Origin of the sequence: Streptomyces sp. A3M-1-3 (genome assembly GCF_024213665.1) — a bacterium.
GTDB lineage: Bacteria > Actinomycetota > Actinomycetes > Streptomycetales > Streptomycetaceae > Streptomyces.
Genome location: NZ_JANAVP010000009.1, coordinates 74,635 through 94,858, shown reverse-complemented (window position 1 = coordinate 94,858; position 20,224 = coordinate 74,635). Strand labels below are relative to the sequence as shown.

The window sequence follows — 20,224 nt, the reverse complement described above, 5'->3', positions numbered from 1 at the left end:
CCGGGAAGCATCCATTAGGTGCACACACCGAACCCGGGGGGCATACATGTACCGCACGACTGTCATAAGAAGAGCACTCATGGCGGCCGTGGCCGTGGCATGCGCGGCCGGGTGTACGGCCCAGGCCGCGAGTTCCACCGGCGCCGCCACCCCGTCCTCGCCGCAGTCCGGCGCCTCGGGGTCGCCCTCCGCGGACAGCAAGCCGTCCGGCTCCGCCACGCCCTCCTCCTCACCGTCGGCATCCGCGTCCGAGGCGACGCCGGGGAAGGTGCTGATGGCCGAGGGCACGGAGAACGAGCAGGTCCGCGAGTTGCAGGCACGACTGAAGCAGCTCGACCACTTCAAGCGCAGCCCCACCGCCTTCTACGGCTCGATGACCGCGACCGCGGTCAAGAAGTTCCAGGGGAAGCAGGGCCTCACGACGACCGGCACCGTCGACGAGAGCACCTGGCAGCGGCTGGTCGGCATGACCCGGAAGCCGACGGCCAGTGAGCTGCGCCCGCCGACCACGTACGAGCTCGACACCCCCGACCAGCGGTGCATGACCGGGCGGGTGATGTGCATCAGCAAGGAGAGCCGGACCCTGGCCTGGATGGTCGACGGCAAGGTCGTCTCGGCGATGGACGTGCGCTTCGGCTCGGAGAACACGCCGACGCGCGAGGGGACGTTCAACGTCGGCTGGAAGGCCAGGGAGTGGGAGTCGACGCTCTATCACACGCCCATGCCGTACGCGATGTTCTTCAGCGGCGGCCAGGCGGTGCACTACTCGTCCGACTTCGCGGCCCGCGGCTACAACGGCGCCTCGCACGGCTGCGTGAACGTCCGGGACAAGACCAAGCTCGCAGCGCTCTTCGAAGAGGTGAAGGTCGGCGACAAGGTCGTCGTCTACTGGTAGTCGCCTACTGGTGGGCTACTACCCGTGGTTGAGAGGGCGCGGGCGGGACCGGGGGAACGTGTCCCGCCCGCGCCGATGCGCAGAGCCGTAGGCACGGGGGGAGCCCCCGGCTCATGCGCGGCCGATGACCAGTCGGCTCACTTAGTCCTGCGTCACTCGCTCAAAAAGTGTTACACCGGCCGGCGTCACCGGGACGAAGTCGAGCGGAGGCATCGGGACCGGTGCCGCCGGCGGCATGCCGGTGTCCCGGTTGCCGCTCGTCGTGCCCGCGTCGTCACCGTCGTCGTCGCCGCCGTCGTCAGCGCCGCCGCTGCCCCGGTCGCCGTTCTTCTCACCGTCGTCCCCGGCGTTCCCGCCGTCGCCGACACCGAGCAGGCGCTTGCAGAACCGCTCCACCCGGTGGGCGCCGCCGGCCCCCTCCTCCAGGCGCTGCTTGCGGTCCTCGGCCAGACCCCGGCCGCTGCGGTAGTCGCGGCAGGCCTGGAGCAGCCACGTTCGGTTCCGCTCCCTGGCATCCTCGCGCGCAGTGCCGTCGCCGGGGTGCCGGCTGCTGTTGCCGGCGCCGTCCGAAGGTTCGGGGGAACCCGAGGAAGTACCGGGGCCCTCCGTGGCACCGCCCGCGATACTGGGGTCGCCCGACGAGGGCGGCGGGTCGCTGGGAGCGCCCGTCCCGGGGGCGGGCGACGTCAGCGCATCCGGTGTGCCGGCGATGGACACGGAAACCGCCGGCTGCGGCCGGGCGCGGTCACCGAACGGGGTGGGCAGCACTCCCGTACCGGCCGCGACAGCCACGCTGCCGAGCGCACAGCCGGCCAGCGCGGCGGCGAGGCCGAAGTTCAGCGGGCGTCCCCAGCGCACCGGGCGTCCCGCGCGGGCCGGGGATCCGGGCGCGGACGTCAGGCGTACGGCCAATGGGGTGTCCTCGCCCAGCGGCGCGCGCGAGCGGGCGCCCTGCGCGGTACGGAAGGCCGCCAGCGCCGCTTCCTCGCCGGGGAGCCCGGCGGCCCCGCTGTCCGGGACGCGGGCGGCGCGGTCGAGGGCGGCGGAGAGCCGCCCGGCCTCCTCGCGCACCTGATCGTCGGCGCTCTCGACCGGCTCGCCGCGCAGCAACCGCTCCGCCGCTCTCCGGTCAAGCCACTTGTAGCGCTCGTCGGCCATCACATGTCCTTCTGCGTCCGCAGACGCGAATGCGTCACACCGGCAGAGGCGGCGGTGCCCCGGCCCGGTGCTCGCTGCGGTGGCAGACCTCTCAGCTCTCCCGACCGGCCATTACCCTCGGTTACGTCGTCTGCGCCCTCCGCGCCCAGCAGCTCGGCCAGCCGCTTCAGCCCGCGGTGAGCGGCGGTCCGTACCGCGCCGGGACGTTTGCCCAGGGCCTTGGCGGCGCTCTTCGCGTCGAGTCCGACGACGACCCGCAGGACGACGGCCTCGGCCTGGTCCTGGGGGAGCTGGGCGATCAACGCGAGCGTATCGCCGGTGGCGAGGGACTCCATCGCCTCGCCCGCGGTGTCCGCGTCGGCCGGCTTGCCGGTCAGTTCCGTCTCGTCGCCGCCGACCGCGGGGCGCCTGCCCCGCATCCGTATGTGGTCGAGCGCCCGGTTGCGCGCTATCCGCGCGGCCCAGCCCCGGAAGCGGTCCGCGTCGCCGCTGAACCGGTCGAGGTCCCGCGCTATCTGAAGCCATGCCTCGGAGGCGATGTCCTCGGCCTCCGCGTCACCGACGAGTGTCCGTACGTAACCCAGTAGCCGCGGATGCACGGCGCGGTACACAGTCCGGAACGCGTTCTCGTCGCCGTCCTGTGCCGCGAGCACCGCGGTGGTCAGCTCCGCGTCGTCCCCCAGCACAATCTCTACCCGTCCCACTGTCCTGTTAGCAGCTGGTCACTGCCGCGCCACACTGCGCGAACCTGCACGCTACGGCCTCTCACCTGCCCACGTCCACGTGTCGTACAACAGGCAACCACATGAGCACTCAGCGAGGTGTGACAGAAAACGCACTCATGGCGCAGTGAGGAGTACGGGCCCGTCGTACGAGCCCGTTACGGACGACGGCCGGGGCCTCTCCTGTGGGGGGTGGCGGCCCCGGTCGTCCTTCCGGACCGCGACCCGGGCTCTGATCAGGGCCGCTGCCCCGGGATTCACCCCGGGCCGGGCGCTCAGCGCTGGGCACGGGCGCGCCGCGAGACGGCCGCGCGCAGGACCCGCCGGCCCTCCGTCGAGAGGTCGAGCGCTTTCCGCAGCCCGGCTCCCCTGCCCTCGGCCAGTGCCTCCAGGATCTGCGTCTGCCGGCGCAGTTCGCCGGCCGTGAGCGGGCTGACCCCCTCCGCACCGCCGTCCAGGCGCCGGTGGATCTCCAGTGCCGCGTCCGAGCAGGCCCCGGCCCACGCGCGCAGTTCCGCCTCGGAGTACGCCGAGGGGGCTCGTACGGCCATGTCCGCCAGCAGCCGCGTCAGCTCGTCGTCGGCGGTCGCGTCGTCACCCGCGCTTGCGGCGGTCGCGGCAGTCGCGGCCGAGGTGCCGTCCGCCACCGCCGCTCTCGCCGCCGCCACCAAGGTCCCCCAATCGGCGCCGCTGTCGGCGCCCGCCCACAACGGGCGCAGCAGCGCCGGATCGGCCGCCTCTCCGTCGTCCAGCAGCGCGAGACAGCGATCAATACAGGCCACGGCACTTGCGGCCAGGCCCCTTTCATCGGCTCGCCCGAGCAGTTCCACCAGGCTCACGAGGCCTCCCGAGGCACGGCCCGCACGTGTTGCGAACCCTCTGCCTCCGTCTGCGTGCGGGGGCGAGATTACGTCACAGTCCCAGCCGGTCGAGGAAGCAGGCGAACAGCTCCTCGGCGAGCGGATCCGCCTCGGCGGTCAGTACCTCGAGCAGTGGCCCGGACGGTACGGTCCGCCCGGTCTCGGCCGCCCATTCGACCGCCTTGCGGGCCGCCTCCGGTGCCTCCAGGAAGAGATCCTCGAGCACCAGCCCGTCCGCGCTCAGATAGCGGGCCATCGCGGCCCGCCCCAGGCAGGCGAACCACGAGCCGCCGGCCGGCGCGGCTGCCTCCACGACGACACAGTCGCTGCCCATGACGAACGCGAAGAGGGCGGGCGTCCCGGTTTCCCCGGCCACTCCGCGGGCGAGCGCGCCCATGTCCCCGACCTCCGGTTCACTGGGGTGCTCCCACACCTGCCATCCGTCGTCCCGCTCCTCGCGGAGCTCCAGTCCCGCCCGTACCTCGGCCAGCGCGGCCAGCTCCGCGAGCGGAGCGTCACTACGGCCCACGACGAAATACCCCCAGAACCCCATGGGTTCGAATCCACCACATCAGTACGGCGGTCCGCCACCGGAACCCCGGATCGGACCCGGATCGGACCCGAATCGGACCCGCATCCGACCCGAACGGACCCGAATCGGACCCGCTTCAGCCCAGCTTGTCCGCCAGCACCCTGAACTGCGCCCACTCCGGTGCCGGATCGCGCGGGTCCCACAGCTTCTGCGCCACCGCGCGCAGCGGCAGCCTGATGCCCTGGGCCACCTGCTCCGGGGTCTGCGCGGCCGCCAGGTCGCACCAGACGGCCAGCCGGCCGCCCAGGATCTGGTCCGAGTAGCGCTCCGGCACCGGCTGGGAGCCGCGCAGCACCAGCGGGGTCCACTGCTCGTAGATCCGCCGGCCGTCCGGGTAGCTGAACTCGTTGGGCTCGCCGAGGACGTAGTACAGGTACTCGTCGTTGAGGTTGACCACCTTGCGGCCCTCCTCGAGGTACTCCACCGGCTCGCGCGCGCCGATCTCCTTGCCCGTCCAGTACTCGACCTCGATGTCCTTGTCCGCGGCCACCACCCCGCCGCGGAAGAACCCGTCGTTCCACGCCTTGGGCTGCTTCTGGAGCGGGCGCACCACCGCGGCCCGGTCGTTCAGCCAGCCCGCCGCCAGGTCCTGGACGCGCGCGTTCGCGCCGTACTTCTGCCGGGCCGCCGCGGCGAGCTGCGGATAGGACGCCTCGGGGTTGTCCCTGACCAGTGCCTGGTACTCGTCGGCGCCGAGGTGGAAGTACGCGCCGGGGAAGAGCTGGGCGTACTCGCGCAGCAGCTCGTCCACGATCTTCGCCGAACCGGGCTGGGAGATGTCGACGGCGCCGCGCGTGGGCACGCCGCGCGCGTCCTTCAGCTGGAGCGAGGGGTGCTGGCGCAGGACCGCGCCGAGGTGTCCCGGAGAGTCGATCTCGGGGACGACGGTGATGTGCAGCCGCGCGGCGAGGGCCAGGATCCGGCGTACCTCGGCCTTGGTCAGATGCTGCTCGGAGACGATCTCGGGGTGCGAGGAGGACTCGATACGGAAGCCCTGGTCGTCGGAGAAGTGCAGGCCGAGCTGGTTGAGCTTGAGGTCGGCCATCTCGCGCAGCCGGTCCTCGATCCACCCCGCGCTGAAGTGCTTGCGTGCGATGTCGACATTCAGGCCGCGCTGCGGGCGGTCCGGCTGGTCCCGTACGACACCTTCGGGCATCTGCCCGTCGGCGCGCACCGACTGCTTCAGCGTGCGGGTGCCGTAGAAGACTCCGGCCTGGTCGGACCCGGTGATCCGCACCCGCCGGTCACTCGTGGTGAGGGTGTACGACTCGGGCGCGGCGGCCTTCCCGTCCTTCGGCTTCGGCGTGAGTGCGAGTTCGATGTCGCCGGCGCGGGCGGCCGCGCCGCTCGCGTAGCGGAGCTTCAGCTCGCCGGAGAGGAGCTTGGCCTCGTCGGCAAGGGCCTCGCTGCCCTTGGCGACCACGACACGTGCGGTGGGGGCCGGCTTCCAGCCCGGGCCCCGGGCCGGTTCGTGCGTACGCACGAAGGGGATGGTGCGGGGCGTGGTGGACAGCGGATACGTGGTGGGAGTCGGCGTGGGCGCTTGTGGCGCGGCCACGGTCGCGGACGGTTTGCCTTCCGCGGGGCTCTTCGCACCGCCGCCGCCCACCCCCTCGGGCCAGACGACTACAGCGGCCGAGAGGGCGGCCGCACCTGCGACGAGCCCGCCTGCGGTCAGAGCACCGCGCGAGTTCCACATCAGCCACTTACCTCCCACTGTGCGCGAAAAGGACCAAGCATCACATAACGCGTCCACACCAGGTTCTCAAACTCTCCCTTCCGGGTGAAACTCGCGCATCCCTCGGACAGCTCCCACGGCCACTCGATAGCGTTGAGGCGCACCCACCCCATCCTTCCCAGGAGCCCACGCTGCCTCCCTCTTCTCAGGGTCAGCACAGCCTCGGCCACCCCGCCATACCGGTCCAGAGCCCAGGCGGACTCGTCCGCTTCAACACCGCCCCGAGTGGCGCCGCCGAGGCCGCCCTGCTCGCCTGCTGCGGCAGCCGCCGCTGGGCGCACCGGCTGGCCGCCCACCGCCCCTACCCCGATATCGGCGCGCTGCTCGCGGCCGCCGACGAGGCCAGCTACGACCTCTCCGCCGCCGACCTCGCGGAGGCGCTGGCCGACGAGTCCTCCGCCGACCTCCACCACAGCGCCCCGCAGGCGGCGCAGACCGCGCTGCGGGCCGCCCACGCCGCGTACGAGAGCCGTTTCCGCCACGCGTTCGTCATCTGCCTCGACGCCGTACGGCCGACCGAACAGCTCGACCAGGTACTGGCCGGGATTCGCTCCCGGCTGGCCAACGAGGCGGACGAGGAGAGGGCGGTCACAGCCGACGAACTGCGCCGCCTGGCTCGCGAGCGCCTCGCCCACCTGGTGGCGGATCGCCCGTAATCTTGCGATTCAAGCTGTCCCGATAGCCCATCGGTGCCTGTTTGATTGCTTGTTTGATCACACCTGTCGACCCCGGGCGAGCGAACCGACAAAGCGTCGCTACGATGGCCAGGGCCGGTGGACCGTACCCGGCCGGGCCTGGTCGACAACAGAAGCCGGCAGGCCCTGATCCCCGCTCCCGGAGGGTTCTTCCGTGCCGGCTGGAACGCTGTACCGCGGCCGGGAAGGTATGTGGTCCTGGGTGGCTCATCGAGTCACCGGCGTCCTCATCTTCTTCTTCCTGTTCGTACACGTCCTCGACACCGCTCTCGTCCGCGTCTCCCCCGAGGCGTACGACGATGTCGTGGCAACCTACAAAAACCCGCTCGTCGCGCTGCTGGAGTACGGCCTCGTCGCCGCGATCCTCTTCCACGCGCTGAACGGCCTGCGTGTCATCGCCGTGGACTTCTGGTCCAAGGGCCCCCGCTACCAGAAGCAGATGCTCTGGACCGTGATGGGCATCTGGGCCGTGCTCATGGTCGGGGCGCTCTACCCCGTGCTCGGGCACGCCGCACAAGAAGTATTCGGGAGCTGACACACATGTCCGCTGACACCTCATCTTCTTCTTCGATCGGGTCCGTCGAGGGCGTAAGCCTGTACGACGTCGACAACCCGGCCCCCGTCATCGAGCCGCCGCGGCAGCGCACCCGGAAGACCCCCAAGTCGACCCGCGGCAACTTCGAGATGGCGGCATGGCTCTTCATGCGCCTGTCCGGCATCGTGCTGGTCGTCCTGGTCATCGGCCACCTGCTGATCCAGCTCGTGCTCGACGGCGGCGTGTCCAAGATCGGCTTCGCCTTCGTGGCCGGCCGCTGGGCCTCGCCGTTCTGGCAGACCTGGGACCTGCTGATGCTGTGGCTCGCCATGCTGCACGGCGCCAACGGCCTCCGTACCGTCATCAACGACTACGCGGAGCGTGCCAACACGCGCCTCTGGCTGAAGGGCCTGCTCTACACCGCCACGGTGTTCACCATCCTTCTGGGCACGCTGGTGATCTTCACCTTCGACCCGAACATCCGCTAGAGCCCGGGGCTGAGGCTGAACCCATGAAGATCCACAAGTACGACACCGTCATCGTCGGCGCCGGCGGAGCCGGCATGCGCGCGGCCATCGAGTCGACCAAGCGCAGCCGCACCGCCGTGCTGACGAAGCTCTACCCGACCCGCTCCCACACGGGCGCGGCGCAGGGCGGCATGGCCGCCGCGCTCGCCAACGTGGAGGAGGACAACTGGGAGTGGCACACCTTCGACACGATCAAGGGCGGCGACTACCTGGTCGACCAGGACGCGGCCGAGATCCTGGCGAAGGAGGCCATCGACTCGGTCCTCGACCTCGAGAAGATGGGCCTGCCGTTCAACCGAACCCCGGACGGCACCATCGACCAGCGCCGCTTCGGCGGCCACTCCCGTAACCACGGCGAGGCCCCGGTCCGCCGGTCCTGCTACGCGTCGGACCGCACCGGCCACATGATCCTCCAGACGCTGTACCAGAACTGCGTCAAGGAGGGCGTGGAGTTCTTCAACGAGTTCTACGTCCTGGACCTGCTGCTCCAGGACGTCGACGGGGTGAAGAAGTCCGCGGGCGTCGTCGCGTACGAGCTGGCCACCGGCGAGATCCACGTTTTCCAGGCGAAGGCCGTCATCTTCGCCTCCGGCGGCACCGGCAAGTTCTTCAAGGTGACTTCCAACGCGCACACCCTGACCGGTGACGGCCAGGCCGCGGCCTACCGCCGCGGACTGCCGCTGGAGGACATGGAGTTCTTCCAGTTCCACCCGACGGGCATCTGGCGTATGGGCATCCTGCTGACGGAGGGCGCCCGTGGCGAGGGCGGCATCCTCCGCAACAAGGACGGCGAGCGCTTCATGGAGAAGTACGCGCCGGTCATGAAGGACCTCGCGTCGCGTGACGTCGTCTCGCGCTCCATCTACACGGAGATCCGCGAAGGCCGCGGCTGCGGTCCCGAGGGCGACCACGTCTTCCTGGACCTGACGCACCTGCCGCCGGAGCAGCTCGACGCCAAGCTCCCGGACATCACCGAGTTCGCGCGTACGTACCTGGGCATCGAGCCGTACACGGACCCGATCCCGATCCAGCCGACGGCGCACTACGCCATGGGCGGCATCCCGACCAACGTCGCGGGCGAGGTCCTCGCCGACAACACGACGGTGGTCCCGGGCCTGTACGCGGCGGGCGAGGTGGCCTGCGTCTCGGTCCACGGCGCCAACCGCCTGGGCACCAACTCGCTCCTGGACATCAACGTGTTCGGCAAGCGGGCCGGTATCGCCGCCGCCGAGTACTCGGCCAAGGCCGACTACGTGGAGCTGCCGGAGAACCCGGCGCAGCTCGTCGTCGACCAGGTCGAGCGCCTGCGCTCCTCCACGGGCACCGAGCGGGTCTCGGAGCTCCGCCGCGAGCTGCAGGAGACCATGGACGCCAACGTCATGGTGTTCCGCACCGAGCAGACGATCAAGACCGCGGTCGAGAAGATCGGCGAGCTGCGCGAGCGCTACCTGAACGTGTCCATCCAGGACAAGGGCAAGCGGTTCAACACGGACCTGCTGGAGGCCGTCGAGCTGGGCAACCTGCTCGACCTGGCCGAGGTCATGGCCGTGTCCGCCCTGGCGCGCAAGGAGTCCCGCGGCGGTCACTACCGCGAGGACTTCCCGAACCGCGACGACGTCAACTTCATGCGCCACACCATGGCGTACCGCGAGGTCGGCGACGACGGCATCGAGTCCATCCGTCTCGACTACAAGCCGGTCGTCCAGACCCGCTACCAGCCGATGGAGCGTAAGTACTGATGGCTACCCCGACCCTGGACAAGGTGGAAGCCGCGTCCGCCCCCTCCCCGTACATCACGGTCACCTTCCGGATCCGCCGCTTCAACCCCGAGATCTCGGACGAGGCGACCTGGCAGGACTTCCAGATCGAGATCGACCCGAAGGAGCGCGTGCTCGACGGTCTCCACAAGATCAAGTGGGACCTGGACGGCACGCTCACCTTCCGCCGCTCGTGCGCGCACGGCATCTGCGGCTCCGACGCGATGCGGATCAACGGCAGGAACAGGCTCGCCTGCAAGACGCTGATCAAGGACATCAACCCGGAGAAGCCGATCACGGTCGAGGCCATAAAGGGCCTCACGGTCCTCAAGGACCTCGTGGTGGACATGGACCCGTTCTTCCAGGCCTACCGCGACGTCATGCCCTTCCTCATCACGTCGGGCAACGAGCCGACCCGCGAGCGCCTGCAGTCCGCCGAGGACCGCGAGCGCTTCGACGACACCACCAAGTGCATCCTGTGCGCCGCGTGCACGTCCTCGTGCCCGGTGTTCTGGAACGACGGCCAGTACTTCGGCCCGGCGGCGATCGTCAACGCGCACCGCTTCATCTTCGACTCGCGTGACGAGGGCGGCGAGCAGCGGCTGGAGATCCTGAACGACAAGGACGGCGTGTGGCGCTGCCGCACGACGTTCAACTGCACGGACGCCTGCCCGCGCGGCATCGAGGTCACGAAGGCGATCCAGGAAGTAAAGCGCGCCCTGATCACGCGCCGCTTCTAGCTTTCCTGCTGTACGCCGCCGTACGTGTGCGAGGGCCCCGCCTTCCGGAGTGAGTCCGGGAGGCGGGGCCCTCGCACGTATGCTCAGGGCGCGATGTTGTGGTTCAGCCGGAACAGGTTCGCCGGGTCGTAGCGGCGCTTGATCCGGGTCAGGCGCTCGTAGTTCTGCCGGTAGTTGGCCCGGACCCGGTGCTGGTCGTCCGTATCCATGAAGTTCACGTATCCGCCCTCCGCCGAGTGCGGCTCCAACGCCGCCGAGTAGCCGCGCGTCCAGGCGATGTTGGCCTCGCGGTCCGCCGCGTCCGTGAAGCTCGGGCCGATCGCGGTCGCGAAGCTCGCGTCCCGGTACGCGAAGGCGGTGTCCTGCTGCCCCACCCGGTGGCATGCACCGTCGATCGGGAACACCACGGTCTCGCTCTCCAGACTGGGCATCGTCTCGCCGTACGTGAGGTGCACATCGATGGCCTCGTCGCTCAGCTCGCGACTGAAGTGCCCCTTCCAGTAGTGGTAGAGCCCCGGTGGCAGATCGTCGTCGAACAGCGTGTTGATCACCGGATACGGCATGCGCCCCAGGGATTGCCCCACTACGGGGCCCAGTTCGGCCAGACGCGCCCGCACCCGTTCGTCCTCCTCCTCGGGCCCCGTCCAGCACGTGATCACCGCGCTCAGGGGCCGCCCGTGCCACCGCTCCGGCAGGAAGGGCGCCGGCGGGCCCAGCAGTACCGCGAGCAGGGCGCCCATGTCCTCGTCCCGCTCGGCGATCATCCGCCGGTAGCCGCGCATCACGTCAGCGTCGAGCGGATAGAACGTCGGGCCGCCGAGGATGGTGTCCACCGGGTGCAGCCGGTACTCGAAGGACGTGACGACCCCGAAGTTCCCGCCGCCGCCGCGCAGGGCCCACAGCAGCTCCGCGTCGCGGTCCTCCGCACACGTCACGAACGTTCCGTCGGCGGTGACCACATCGGCCGCCAGCAGGTTGTCGCAGGCCAGCCCGTGGCGACGGTTCAGATACCCCAGCCCGCCGCCCAGCGTGAGGCCCGCGATCCCCGTGCTGGAGACGGCTCCGCCCGGGGTGGCCAGCCCGAAGGCGTGCGCCGCGTGATTGAGATCGCGCCAGGTGCAGCCGCCTTCGGCCCGTACGGTACGCCGCTCCGGATCGACCCGGATGCCGCGCAGCCGGCCAAGGTCGAGTACGAGCCCGCCGTCACAGGTCCCGAAACCGGGCACGCTGTGGCTGCCGCCGCGCACCGCGAGCAGCAGTTCCTGTTCCCGGGCGAAGTCCACCGCGGTGATCACATCGGCCACACCCGCGGCCCTGACGACGATCGCCGGGTGCCTGTCGTGCATCGCGTTGTAGACCTTGCGAGCCTCGCCGTACTCGGTGTCACCCGGCAGGATGATCTCGCCGTGCACCGTCTCGCGCAGCTGTGCGAGCGCCCGGCCGTCCAGGGTGGTCACGGCCGCCGCTGCCGCTGTCGCCGTCATGATCCCCACCGCCTCTCCGCCTCGGACCCCTGCATCCTGTCTAGACGCCGGAACGGTTGGCCGGCATCGCCGGAACGGCCCATGCCGCGCGCACGGCCATGGGCAGAACAGCCCACAGCGGGGTGACGGGATGATCAGGCCAGTCCGTGCCGGAAGGCGTACGCCGTGGCAGCGGCCCGCGACGGTACGTCCAGCTTCGCGAAGATGTTGTTCAGATGCCGGGACACCGTGTGCTCACTGATCACCAGCTCGGCGGCGATGGCCCGGTTCGTCAGCCCGGCCGCGACCAGCCGCAGGACTTCCGCCTCCCGCCCGGTGAGCCTGCCCGGCAGCCGGTGCCGCCCGTCAGCCATCAGCGCGGCGGCGCGGCGGGCGTCGGGCACCGCACCGAGCCGTTCGAAGGCCGCCCCGGCGGCTGCGAGCTCCAGCCGCGCGTCGTCGTGGTCACCGGCTTCCCGGTCCGCCGCCGCGAGCAGCATCCGCGTCTGCGCCGCCTCGTACGGCACTTCCAGCCCCAGCCACAACGAGCGGGCCCGCAGCAGGAGGGACAGCGCGCCGTCGATGTCGTGCTCCGCCAGCGCGACCGCGCCGCCCGCCGTGGCCGCCATCGCGTACAGCAATGCGGCATCGGCCGGCGGCCACTCCTGCGCGACCGCGTCCAGCTCGTCCGCCGCCTCGCGGGCAAGCACGTTGTCCCCGGCCGCCAGGGCCACCTCCACCTGCGCCGCCAGCAGCCGGCAGCGGCCGAGCCGGTCGCGTCCCGCCCCGGCGAGCGCCACCCGTAGCGCCGCCGTGGGCGATGCGGTCTCGCCCCGGACGAGGCCGATCAGCGCCAGACCCGGCTGCGGGTCCCACCCCAGCTCATGCGCGCGGGCGAACGCTGCCTCGGCCGCGGCCAGATCACCGCGTCGCCGGTGGATCTCCCCGCTGACGTACCACGCCTCTCCGGCCATCTGCGGGTCGCTCGCCAGCAGTTCCCGGCGCGCCACCTCGGCCTCGTGGACCGCCGGTGTCCAGGCACCGCGCAGATCCAGCACCTCCACCCGGTGCACGCGGCACTGCCCGCGGAACGGGTTCCCGGCAGGAAGCGAAGCGCACCAGTCCATGGCAGCCTCGGTCCACTGCGCCGCCCGCTCCAACTGAGCGGCCGCCATGCACTGTTGCAGCGCCAGGCAGTAGACCCAACCGGTGAACAGCTCGCTCAGCTCGCCCGCCATGACCGAGCACATGGTGTCGTCGAGCAGCGTCAGCCCCTCCGCCGTGCGCCCGGCCGCCACCAGTACGCCCGCCTGAACCTGGAGACCCATGGCGACCATGTCGGGGCTGCCGAACCGCTGCCCCAGCGCCGTCATCCGCCGGGCCTCGGCCAGCGCCTCGTCGAAGGCGCCGCGACCCAGCGCGGCGTCACTGTCACTCCACGCGAGCAGGCACTGCTCCACGCACTCGGGCTCGCGTCCCAGATGGCGACGGGCGCGCCGGAGCCATCCGGCAGCGGCAACGGTCCGTCCGGTGTCCTGGTAGTCGTAGAACACCATCCACGCGGTGTATCCGGCCCGCCGGCCGTCGCCCGCGGCCGCGTATCCGGCGTACGCCTTGAGCCGGACGGCCAACGACTCCTCCGGATGGCAGGTCCACCAGGCGGCATCCGCCAGCGCCTCCAAGTCCTCGGGCGCCAGATCCGCCACGGGCAGCCCGCGCAGCAGCGCGTACGCCTCGTTCCACGCGCCCTGCGCCACCGCGCCCCGCGCCCGCTCGACGGCAGCGGCCAGCATCTGCCCAGTCACGCGCAGCCCCTTCCCGGCGACCGGCACATTCCTCTACCAGGCTACGCGCCGGCCGGCGGTAACCGTCGGCCGGCGTTCGAGTGTGACGGTCATGGCCGTCCTTTCTGTAACGACCTTGGGAGGAATAGTCGGGGCCGGAGGGGGCCGTGACATGAGGGCGGCCACGCGGGTTCTCAAGGTGTGAATCACGAGCTACTCCGCCTGGCCTTGTCCCATCCTGCCCTCACCGGCATCTCCCGCCAACACTTCGGCAAGTTGCTCGAAGAACTCGCGCCGCGCTGGGAGTCGGCCGGTGAGTCCGCGCGCGCCGAGGAACGCGGCGGTGCCCGTAGGCGGCCCCGGGAGCCGGACGCAAGGCGAAACTGGTTTTCACCGACCGGCTGCTGGTCACCCTGGTCTGTCTGCGGCTGGGGCTACCCCACGAGGCTGCGGCCGAGCTGTACGGGGTCGACCGCTCCACCGTCTCCGGAGCCGTCCGCCAGGTGAGGCCCTTCTCGCAGCCCGCGGCTTCGCCGTCCCGGACCGGCCCGGCCTGCGCATCCGCACCCTGGAGGACCTGTTCACCTGCGCCCAGCACGAAGGCGTCGATCTCTGCATCGACGGCACCGAAGTCCAAGTGCGGCGCCCTCAGGCCGGCCGACCGGGTCGCAAGGCGTTCATCTCCGGCAAGAAGAAGCAGAACACCATCAAGACCACCACGTTCAGCGACCGGCAGGGACGCACCCGCTTCTCCGGTGTCATCCGGCCCGGCCGGATGCACGACCGGACCGCCGTGCACACCGAGGGCATTGCCGAACAGTTCCACCGGCACCCGGACGCGAAAGCCGAGGTCGACGAGGGCTACCGGGGCCTGGCGAACGAGTTCCCCACCCAAGTCAGCGCCCCGTAAGGGTGAAGCAGCGCAGCACGGCGGCCGTCCCGGCCCGGGCGCGATACGCCCGGGCCGGGAGGCTGAGGTCAGTGGTTCCGGTCAGATCTGGGTGATGGACCACCAGTTCTTCGCGATGTTGCTGTCGGGCTCGAGGACGACGACATCGTTGAGCACGGTGCCGTAGTACGGCGCCATCACCTGCCGGGAGGAGCGAGAGGTGATCTTGTACTGGCCGTCGGAGAACCCTTTTAAGCGGCTTCCGGCCGGGGCTCGGAGGCATATGGAGCCTCCCGCTGTGCGACCGCGCAAGCCGAGAGCACAAACAACGCCCCCTTCACAAAACAGATTTGTGAAGGGGGGGAGTTCACTGTGAAGGTCGGTCAGCGAGGGGCGACCTCGCGTGACGCCGCGAAGGCGGCGAAGGCCGACCATGCTTCGGAAGTGACGGACAGCCCCGGGCGGGCGGTGTTCTTGGAGTCCCGGATGTGGATGATGCCGGGGCAGGCGGCGACCTCGACGCACTGGCCGCCAGACCCGTCGCTGTAACTGCTCTTGTGCCAGGCGATGGCGACCTCGACGCACTGGCCGCCGTCGCCGCCGCTGTAACTGCTCTTGAACCAGGTCAGTTCGGTGCTCATTGCTCTCCTGCCAGCCGCTCGATGAGGCGTGCGGACGCGCTCGGGTTCAGGGCCATTCCCCGGATGCTTGCATGCCGCTGCACCATCGCGCTGACCGATTCCCTCTTCGAGATCAACGTGCCCCATTCCTGCACCTCGACGTAGCCGAGCATGCGCCGCTCAGGGGCCTCTACCAGGGTCATCGGTCCGACCGAGCCCACCGGCTCCTCGCAGTTCAGTGGCACGACCTGAATCCGCACATGCGGCAGTCGGCCGATCTCCACCAATTGGAGGAGCTGCTCGCGCCAGACCCGCTCACCTCCTGTGCGCCGCAGCAGTACGGACTCCTCGATGACGAAGCAGAGCAGCGGCAGCGGCCTGCGCCCCAGGAGCGCCTGCCGGGCCAGCCGGGCCGTGACTCGGCGCTCAACCTCCTCCTCGTCCACCGGCGGGCAGTGCGCCGCAAAGACGGTACGCGCGTAATCCGCTGTCTGCAGCAGCCCGTTGACCATGTGCGTGTCGTACACCCACAGACTCACCGCCTGCGCCTCGAACCGCGCGAAGTCCCGGAACTGCGGCGCGTACCGCTCCTCCTCCAGGAACGGCGCCACCACGGCCAGTACGCCCGCCGCCGCCAGCACCTTGTCCATCTCGACGACCGTGTTCGCGTCCATGATCCGCTCGCCGCGCTCGAACGCGCCGATCGTGGACTTGGAGAAATTGGTCTGGCCGCCGAGCGCCTCACGGGTCAGGTCGCGCTGTTCGCGCAACATCCTTAACTGCGCGCCGAGTCCGCGCAGCAGTGCAGACGGCAGCGGGTCACTGGGGTTCCCAGGCTCGGACATCGGCGTCACAGCCCTTCACACGTGCGCGGACCGGTTCACAGATTGACTTCTGTGATGGCTCGACTACTGGTCAGCGTATGGCCGGCAGGCCAGCCTCCAGGACATGAACGACGAAATCCGCACCACCCCGTGGGCCCCGGACTGGGTACCCGCCTCCGGTTTTCAACTGCGCCTCGCGGGGGTCCACTTCGACGCGGTCCGGATCCAGGGGCAGCGAGGCGAGGAAGTCGCCAAGCTGCTCGACAAGGAGACCGAGCATGCCCCCGGGCCGATCGTGTACGAGCTGAACGGCTTCCGCTGGATGTACTTCCTCGTTCCGCCCGGCACGGCCCGCGCCCACGCCTGGCCACCGTTCGCCCAGCGCTACACCTCCCGAACCCGGCCCGCCGTCGCGTACGTCGGCGTACCCGCCCTCCAGGGGACCACCTGGCCGCTGGCATGGCGTTCACTGCCGACGGCCGGCCGCCCGTACGTCGATACGGACCTGCTGGCCCGAGTCGTCACCCTCACCGGGTGACCGGATACCTGGCAGGATCGGGTAGTCGCAGACGCACCTAGTGAGGGCGGGGACCATGAGCGATCCGAATCCGCATCAGAATCCGTACGCGGACGACAGTTACAAGTGGGGGCCGGCCCATCCGCCGGGTGCCGCGCCGGTGTACGGGTATCCCGACCCGGCGTACGGCTATCCGCAGCAGCCCACGCTTCCCGCTCTCCCCAGTCCGGGCGGGATTCCGCTGCTGGCCATCGGCGACATCACCGTAATGAGCGACTCCATCGTCACCCCGGCCGGGACGCTTCCCCTCAAGGGCGCGGTATGGACGGCCACCGACATGTCCCGGACCGAGGAGCGGATTCCGCCGGCCGCGATCGTGATGGCGGTCATCTTCTTCGTCTTCTGTCTGCTGGGGCTGCTGTTCCTGCTGATGAAGGAGAGGACGACGACCGGCTTTATCCAGGTCACGGTGACGAGTGGCGGGCGCCACCACTCGACCCTGGTCCCGGCACACCACCCGCAGACCTTCCCGATGGTGATGGGTCAGGTCAACTACGCGCGTTCGATGAGCTTCTGAGCAGTGTGCCCGTCAGCCGGACGTGCGGGGAGACCGGGCGTTCGAAGAAGGTCTCCAGTGAGACCGTCGCCCGGGTGCCGCTGACGCCGTCGATCGCGTACAGCCGGCGCAGGACGTCCTGAAGTCCTTCCGTGGTCGCGGTCCTCACCTTCACCAGGACGGACGCGCTGCCCGCGATGACGTGTGCCTCCTGGATCTCCGGGATCGCGGCGAAGGCACCGGCCGAATCACCCATCCACGCCGACGACTCGACCATCACGAAGGCCAGCACGCCGCGTCCGAGGGCCGCCGGGTCCACGTCCACCGTCGTGCGGCGGATGACCCCGCGGTCGCGGAGTTTGCGTACACGCTCATGCGCGGCGCCGGCCGAGAGGCCGACCGCCTTGCCGAGGGCGGCGTACGCCTGGGTGGCGTCCTGCTGGAGCAGCGCGACGAGTTCCCGGTCAATGTCATCCACGGTTGTCACCATACAGGGTCTTACGATAGTCATGTTCTGCTGAACCAAGTTCGGTCATCGACCCGGAGGTTGCCCTCATGTCTTCTGACAGCCGTACTTCGATCTACGAGATCCTGGACGAGCGCTTCCGCACCGGACGGTGCACCAACGGCGACGAGCGGCTGGAACGGCTCTACGAGGACTGCCGCTGGGCCGAGGGGCCCGTCTATCTGCCCGCCTGGCGTCAGCTGATCTGGAGCGACATCCCCAACGACCGCATGCTGCGCTGGGACGAGCCGACCGGAACCGTCGGCGTCTTCCGCTCCCCCGCCGGCCACAGCAACGGCAACACCCTCGACCTCGAAGGCCGGCTGATCAGCTGCGAGCAGGGCAACCGCCGGGTCACCCGTACCGAACACGACGGCTCCCTCACCGTGCTCGCCGACCGGTTCGCGGGCAAGCGGCTCAACAGCCCGAACGACGCGGCGGTGAAGTCGGACGGGTCGATCTGGTTCTCCGACCCGGACTTCGGCATCACCAGCGACTACGAGGGGTACCGCGCGGAGAGCGAGATCGGCGCCCGCAACGTCTACCGGATCGACCCGTCGACGGGTGCGGTCACCCTGGTGGCGGACGGCTTCGGCGGGCCGAACGGCCTCGTCTTCTCCCTCGACGAGCGGCAGTTGTACGTGTCCGACACCCGCGCCGGGCATATCCGCGTCTTCGACGTGCGCGAGGACGGCACGCTCTCGGACGGCAAGGTCTTCGCCGAAGCACCCGACGAGGAGAGCCGCTTCGACAACATCCGCTTCGACGACGAGGGCCGGCTGTGGGCGGCCGCCATGTTCGGCGGTGTGCACTGCTACGACCCGGACGGCACGCTGATCGGCCGGCTGCGGGTGCCGGAGGCGGTCTCGAACATCGCGTTCGGTGGCCCGAAGAACAACCGCATGTTCCTCACGGCGACGACGACGCTGTATTCGCTGGTGATGTCGGTGACGGGGGCGCCACGGATCCGCCGCGCCGGGTGATTCCGGGCAGCTACCAGTGCCGGCGGCTACCCGTGCTGGTCCGATCCCGCCTCCGCGACCAGCATGATGCGCCGCAGCATGTCGTTGAACTGCTTCCGCTCGTCCTTCGAGAGGACGCCGAGCAACCGGTACTCCTCGTCGCCGAGCACATCCATCGCGCCCAGCCAGGTCGCCCGGCCGGACTTGGTCAGCTCCACGTCCACCCGGCGCCGGTCGGTCTTCGACGGCATACGACGCACCAGCCCGCGCTTCTCCAGCGCGTCCAGCCGGCCGGTGACCGAGGCGGGGGCCAGGTCGAGGTCGGCGGCGAGTTCGGAGGGGGCGGCCTTGCCGCCGCGGCCGGCGAGCTTGTGCAGGGTGTCGAACTCGTGGCGCTCCAGGTCGAAGTCGACCAGGGACTGTTCCCGCACCCGGCGCAGATGGGTGGAGAGCTTCTTCATCCGGGTGACCGCGCCCTCGACCTCGGGGTCGAGGTCGGGCAGCACGGGCTTCCACTGCGCCACGTGCCCGTCGGTCCAGTCGCGGGGCTCCATGACTGCGATGGTACGCGGACCCGTCACAATGGTTCGATGTCAGATATTTCCTTGACGAATAGTTCGGCATCGAAATAATTTCGGAGCCATGCCGCATCCCCTGCGTACGCGCTCCTTCCGGCTGCTCTTCGCCGGCCGCACCCTGTCCCTGCTCGGCGACGCCGTCATCCCCGTCGCCCTCACCCTCGCCGTACTCGACGCCACCGGCTCGACATCCGCACTCGCCGTCGTCCTCGCCTGCGCGATGGTGCCCAGGCTGCTGCTCCTTCCCGTCGGCGGAGTCGTCGGCGACCGCTTCAACGCCCGTACGGTCGCGCTGGCCACCGATCTCGTACGGGCCGCGAGCCAGCTCTTCGTCGGCATGGAACTCCTCGGCGGAGAGCCCCTCCTGTGGCAGATCGCCGTTGCCGAAGTGATCGGCGGGGCGGCCGGGGCGTTCGCCATGCCGACGGTCTCGCCGCTGATCACCGGGACGGTGCGGCCGGGCGAACTGCACCGGGCCAACGCCCTGATGGGCGTCGTGCGCAGCGCCACCCGGCTCGGCGGGCCCGCGCTCGGCGGGACCCTCGTGCTCACCGCCGGAGCCGGCTGGGCTTTCGTACTCGACGGGCTGAGCTTCGCCGTGAGCGCGGCGCTGCTCGTCGGGGTCCGCGTCGCACATGCGCCCATCCCCCGGCGCTCGATGCTCGCCGACCTCAGGGAGGGCTGGGGCGAAGTGCGCAGCCGCGACTGGTACTGGACCAGCCTGATCGCCCACTCCGCGTGGAACGGCGCGGCCGCCGTCCTGATGACCCTCGGGCCGGCCATCGCGCTGCACGACATGGGCGGCCAGGCCGCGTGGGCGGTGATGATGCAGACCGGAGCGGTCGGGCTGCTGCTGGGCTCGCTGCTGGCCGGCCGGGCCCGGCCGCGGCGGCCGGTCCTGGTCGCGAATCTCGGGCTGGCGAGTTACGCACTGCCGCTCGCCATGCTGGCCGTCGCCGCGCCGGCCCCGCTGACGATCGCCGCGTACGGGATCGCGCAGGCGGGTCTCGGCTTCCTGAGCCCGGTCTGGGAGACCTCCGTCCAGTCCGCGATCCCGTCCCACGCGCTGGCCCGCGTCACGTCGTACGACTGGCTCCTCTCGCTCGCCGCGATGCCGCTCGGCTACACGCTCGCTCCGCTCGCCGCCGCCGCGTGGGGGCCCGAAGTGCCGCTCGCCGTCGCCGCGGTGGTGGTCGGCGGGGCCTGTGCCGGGACGGTCGCGGTGCGCGGAGTGCGCCAGTTCACACGTCCGGCGCCGACGCCCTCCGCCCATTCGCTTGAACATGTTCAAAAACAGGTCTAGATTC

22 protein-coding genes and 1 pseudogene are annotated in these 20,224 nt (G+C 70.2%); 12 read left to right on the top strand and 11 right to left on the bottom strand.

What is annotated here, in order from left to right:
• Window positions 1–46: 46 nt before the first annotated feature.
• Window positions 47–895: a L,D-transpeptidase family protein gene (locus tag NLX86_RS12665; RefSeq protein ID WP_254371755.1), complete on the top strand. Its 849-nt coding sequence runs from the start codon at window positions 47–49 to the stop codon at window positions 893–895.
• A gap of 141 nt (window positions 896–1,036) precedes the next feature.
• Here NLX86_RS12665 and NLX86_RS12660 read toward each other — a convergent pair whose 3' ends face one another.
• The 5 genes from NLX86_RS12660 to NLX86_RS12640 all read right to left on the bottom strand — a co-directional run bounded on the left by NLX86_RS12660 (window position 1,037) and on the right by NLX86_RS12640 (window position 5,926).
• Window positions 1,037–2,053 carry a hypothetical protein gene (locus NLX86_RS12660; RefSeq protein WP_254371754.1) on the bottom strand — a complete coding sequence of 339 codons (1,017 nt, stop codon included), beginning with the start codon at window positions 2,051–2,053 and terminating at the stop codon, window positions 1,037–1,039.
• Window positions 2,053–2,739: an RNA polymerase sigma factor gene (locus NLX86_RS12655; RefSeq protein ID WP_254371753.1), complete on the bottom strand. Its 687-nt coding sequence runs from the start codon at window positions 2,737–2,739 to the stop codon at window positions 2,053–2,055. The genes NLX86_RS12660 and NLX86_RS12655 overlap by 1 nt, the downstream gene beginning before the upstream one ends.
• Window positions 2,740–3,050: 311 nt before the next feature.
• Window positions 3,051–3,614, bottom strand: a complete 564-nt coding sequence (locus NLX86_RS12650) for a hypothetical protein (RefSeq protein WP_254371752.1) — start codon at window positions 3,612–3,614, stop codon at window positions 3,051–3,053.
• Between the two features lie 73 nt (window positions 3,615–3,687).
• Window positions 3,688–4,188: a hypothetical protein gene (locus tag NLX86_RS12645; protein WP_254371751.1), complete on the bottom strand. Its 501-nt coding sequence runs from the start codon at window positions 4,186–4,188 to the stop codon at window positions 3,688–3,690.
• Between the two features lie 115 nt (window positions 4,189–4,303).
• Window positions 4,304–5,926: a glycoside hydrolase family 20 protein gene (locus NLX86_RS12640; RefSeq protein WP_254371750.1), complete on the bottom strand. Its 1,623-nt coding sequence runs from the start codon at window positions 5,924–5,926 to the stop codon at window positions 4,304–4,306.
• A 170-nt stretch (window positions 5,927–6,096) separates the two neighbouring features.
• Between NLX86_RS12640 and NLX86_RS12635 the strand changes: the two genes are divergently transcribed.
• The 5 genes from NLX86_RS12635 (at window position 6,097) to NLX86_RS12615 (ending at window position 10,219) form a co-directional block, all read left to right on the top strand.
• Window positions 6,097–6,621, top strand: a complete 525-nt coding sequence (locus NLX86_RS12635) for a 2-oxo-4-hydroxy-4-carboxy-5-ureidoimidazoline decarboxylase (protein ID WP_302061292.1) — start codon at window positions 6,097–6,099, stop codon at window positions 6,619–6,621.
• Between the two features lie 193 nt (window positions 6,622–6,814).
• A complete protein-coding gene (gene sdhC, locus NLX86_RS12630; protein WP_308409585.1) occupies window positions 6,815–7,195 on the top strand; it encodes a succinate dehydrogenase, cytochrome b556 subunit in 381 nt (126 codons plus the stop codon).
• Between the two features lie 5 nt (window positions 7,196–7,200).
• Window positions 7,201–7,683, top strand: a complete 483-nt coding sequence (locus NLX86_RS12625) for a succinate dehydrogenase hydrophobic membrane anchor subunit (protein ID WP_254371749.1) — start codon at window positions 7,201–7,203, stop codon at window positions 7,681–7,683.
• A gap of 23 nt (window positions 7,684–7,706) precedes the next feature.
• Window positions 7,707–9,461: a succinate dehydrogenase flavoprotein subunit gene (sdhA, locus tag NLX86_RS12620; RefSeq protein WP_254371748.1), complete on the top strand. Its 1,755-nt coding sequence runs from the start codon at window positions 7,707–7,709 to the stop codon at window positions 9,459–9,461.
• The gene (locus NLX86_RS12615) at window positions 9,461–10,219 is read left to right on the top strand and encodes a succinate dehydrogenase iron-sulfur subunit (protein ID WP_254371747.1); all 759 of its coding nucleotides are present in this window, start codon (window positions 9,461–9,463) and stop codon (window positions 10,217–10,219) included. The genes sdhA and NLX86_RS12615 overlap by 1 nt, the downstream gene beginning before the upstream one ends.
• An 83-nt stretch (window positions 10,220–10,302) precedes the next feature.
• Here NLX86_RS12615 and NLX86_RS12610 read toward each other — a convergent pair whose 3' ends face one another.
• Window positions 10,303–11,703, bottom strand: coding sequence for an FAD-binding oxidoreductase (locus NLX86_RS12610; protein WP_254371746.1), 1,401 nt, complete (start codon window positions 11,701–11,703; stop codon window positions 10,303–10,305).
• A gap of 134 nt (window positions 11,704–11,837) precedes the next feature.
• Window positions 11,838–13,487: a helix-turn-helix transcriptional regulator gene (locus NLX86_RS12605; RefSeq protein WP_308409584.1), complete on the bottom strand. Its 1,650-nt coding sequence runs from the start codon at window positions 13,485–13,487 to the stop codon at window positions 11,838–11,840.
• Window positions 13,488–13,849: 362 nt separating this feature from the next.
• On the opposite strand from NLX86_RS12605, the pseudogene NLX86_RS35025 reads away from it, so the two are divergent.
• A pseudogene (locus NLX86_RS35025) lies at window positions 13,850–13,966 on the top strand (transposase family protein); the annotation flags it as partial.
• 53 nt (window positions 13,967–14,019) lie between these two features.
• Window positions 14,020–14,376 (top strand): transposase family protein, encoded by a 357-nt coding sequence (locus tag NLX86_RS35020; protein ID WP_374213876.1) that lies wholly within the window; start codon window positions 14,020–14,022, stop codon window positions 14,374–14,376.
• A gap of 362 nt (window positions 14,377–14,738) precedes the next feature.
• On the opposite strand, the gene NLX86_RS12595 is transcribed toward NLX86_RS35020, so the two are convergent.
• Window positions 14,739–14,996, bottom strand: a complete 258-nt coding sequence (locus NLX86_RS12595) for a DUF397 domain-containing protein (protein WP_254371744.1) — start codon at window positions 14,994–14,996, stop codon at window positions 14,739–14,741.
• On the bottom strand, window positions 14,993–15,820 hold the full coding sequence (locus NLX86_RS12590) for a helix-turn-helix transcriptional regulator (protein ID WP_302061276.1): 828 nt from the start codon (window positions 15,818–15,820) through the stop codon (window positions 14,993–14,995). Before NLX86_RS12590 ends, NLX86_RS12595 begins: the two co-directional genes overlap by 4 nt.
• A 103-nt stretch (window positions 15,821–15,923) precedes the next feature.
• Between NLX86_RS12590 and NLX86_RS12585 the strand changes: the two genes are divergently transcribed.
• The gene (locus NLX86_RS12585) at window positions 15,924–16,337 is read left to right on the top strand and encodes a hypothetical protein (RefSeq protein ID WP_254371742.1); all 414 of its coding nucleotides are present in this window, start codon (window positions 15,924–15,926) and stop codon (window positions 16,335–16,337) included.
• Window positions 16,338–16,392: 55 nt separating this feature from the next.
• The gene (locus NLX86_RS12580; RefSeq protein WP_254371741.1) at window positions 16,393–16,893 is read left to right on the top strand and encodes a hypothetical protein; all 501 of its coding nucleotides are present in this window, start codon (window positions 16,393–16,395) and stop codon (window positions 16,891–16,893) included.
• Here NLX86_RS12580 and NLX86_RS12575 read toward each other — a convergent pair.
• The gene (locus NLX86_RS12575; RefSeq protein ID WP_254371740.1) at window positions 16,865–17,350 is read right to left on the bottom strand and encodes an Lrp/AsnC family transcriptional regulator; all 486 of its coding nucleotides are present in this window, start codon (window positions 17,348–17,350) and stop codon (window positions 16,865–16,867) included. The genes NLX86_RS12580 and NLX86_RS12575 overlap by 29 nt on opposite strands.
• Before the next feature lie 77 nt (window positions 17,351–17,427).
• Between NLX86_RS12575 and NLX86_RS12570 the strand changes: the two genes are divergently transcribed.
• Window positions 17,428–18,360 (top strand): SMP-30/gluconolactonase/LRE family protein, encoded by a 933-nt coding sequence (locus NLX86_RS12570; RefSeq protein WP_254371739.1) that lies wholly within the window; start codon window positions 17,428–17,430, stop codon window positions 18,358–18,360.
• A 26-nt stretch (window positions 18,361–18,386) separates the two neighbouring features.
• Here NLX86_RS12570 and NLX86_RS12565 read toward each other — a convergent pair whose 3' ends face one another.
• Window positions 18,387–18,893: a MarR family winged helix-turn-helix transcriptional regulator gene (locus tag NLX86_RS12565; RefSeq protein WP_254371738.1), complete on the bottom strand. Its 507-nt coding sequence runs from the start codon at window positions 18,891–18,893 to the stop codon at window positions 18,387–18,389.
• A gap of 88 nt (window positions 18,894–18,981) precedes the next feature.
• Between NLX86_RS12565 and NLX86_RS12560 the strand changes: the two genes are divergently transcribed.
• Window positions 18,982–20,220 (top strand): MFS transporter, encoded by a 1,239-nt coding sequence (locus NLX86_RS12560; protein WP_254371737.1) that lies wholly within the window; start codon window positions 18,982–18,984, stop codon window positions 20,218–20,220.
• Window positions 20,221–20,224 lie beyond the last annotated feature (4 nt).

Excerpts from the sequence above, each read along its gene's own strand:
- NLX86_RS12665 (WP_254371755.1), top strand. The coding sequence starts at position 47 with ATGTACCGCACGACTGTCATAAGAAGAGCACTCATGGCGGCCGTGGCC.
- NLX86_RS12595 (WP_254371744.1), bottom strand. The coding sequence starts at position 14,996 with ATGAGCACCGAACTGACCTGGTTCAAGAGCAGTTACAGCGGCGGCGAC.
- NLX86_RS12610 (WP_254371746.1), bottom strand. The coding sequence starts at position 11,703 with ATGACGGCGACAGCGGCAGCGGCGGCCGTGACCACCCTGGACGGCCGG.
- NLX86_RS12565 (WP_254371738.1), bottom strand. The coding sequence starts at position 18,893 with ATGGAGCCCCGCGACTGGACCGACGGGCACGTGGCGCAGTGGAAGCCC.
- NLX86_RS12625 (WP_254371749.1), top strand. The coding sequence starts at position 7,201 with ATGTCCGCTGACACCTCATCTTCTTCTTCGATCGGGTCCGTCGAGGGC.
- NLX86_RS12590 (WP_302061276.1), bottom strand. The coding sequence starts at position 15,820 with ATGTCCGAGCCTGGGAACCCCAGTGACCCGCTGCCGTCTGCACTGCTG.
- NLX86_RS12660 (WP_254371754.1), bottom strand. The coding sequence starts at position 2,053 with ATGGCCGACGAGCGCTACAAGTGGCTTGACCGGAGAGCGGCGGAGCGG.
- NLX86_RS12585 (WP_254371742.1), top strand. The coding sequence starts at position 15,924 with ATGAACGACGAAATCCGCACCACCCCGTGGGCCCCGGACTGGGTACCC.
- NLX86_RS12645 (WP_254371751.1), bottom strand. The coding sequence starts at position 4,188 with ATGGGGTTCTGGGGGTATTTCGTCGTGGGCCGTAGTGACGCTCCGCTC.
- NLX86_RS12570 (WP_254371739.1), top strand. The coding sequence starts at position 17,428 with ATGTCTTCTGACAGCCGTACTTCGATCTACGAGATCCTGGACGAGCGC.
- NLX86_RS12580 (WP_254371741.1), top strand. The coding sequence starts at position 16,393 with ATGAGCGATCCGAATCCGCATCAGAATCCGTACGCGGACGACAGTTAC.
- NLX86_RS12560 (WP_254371737.1), top strand. The coding sequence starts at position 18,982 with ATGCCGCATCCCCTGCGTACGCGCTCCTTCCGGCTGCTCTTCGCCGGC.
- NLX86_RS12615 (WP_254371747.1), top strand. The coding sequence starts at position 9,461 with ATGGCTACCCCGACCCTGGACAAGGTGGAAGCCGCGTCCGCCCCCTCC.
- sdhA (WP_254371748.1), top strand. The coding sequence starts at position 7,707 with ATGAAGATCCACAAGTACGACACCGTCATCGTCGGCGCCGGCGGAGCC.
- NLX86_RS12640 (WP_254371750.1), bottom strand. The coding sequence starts at position 5,926 with ATGTGGAACTCGCGCGGTGCTCTGACCGCAGGCGGGCTCGTCGCAGGT.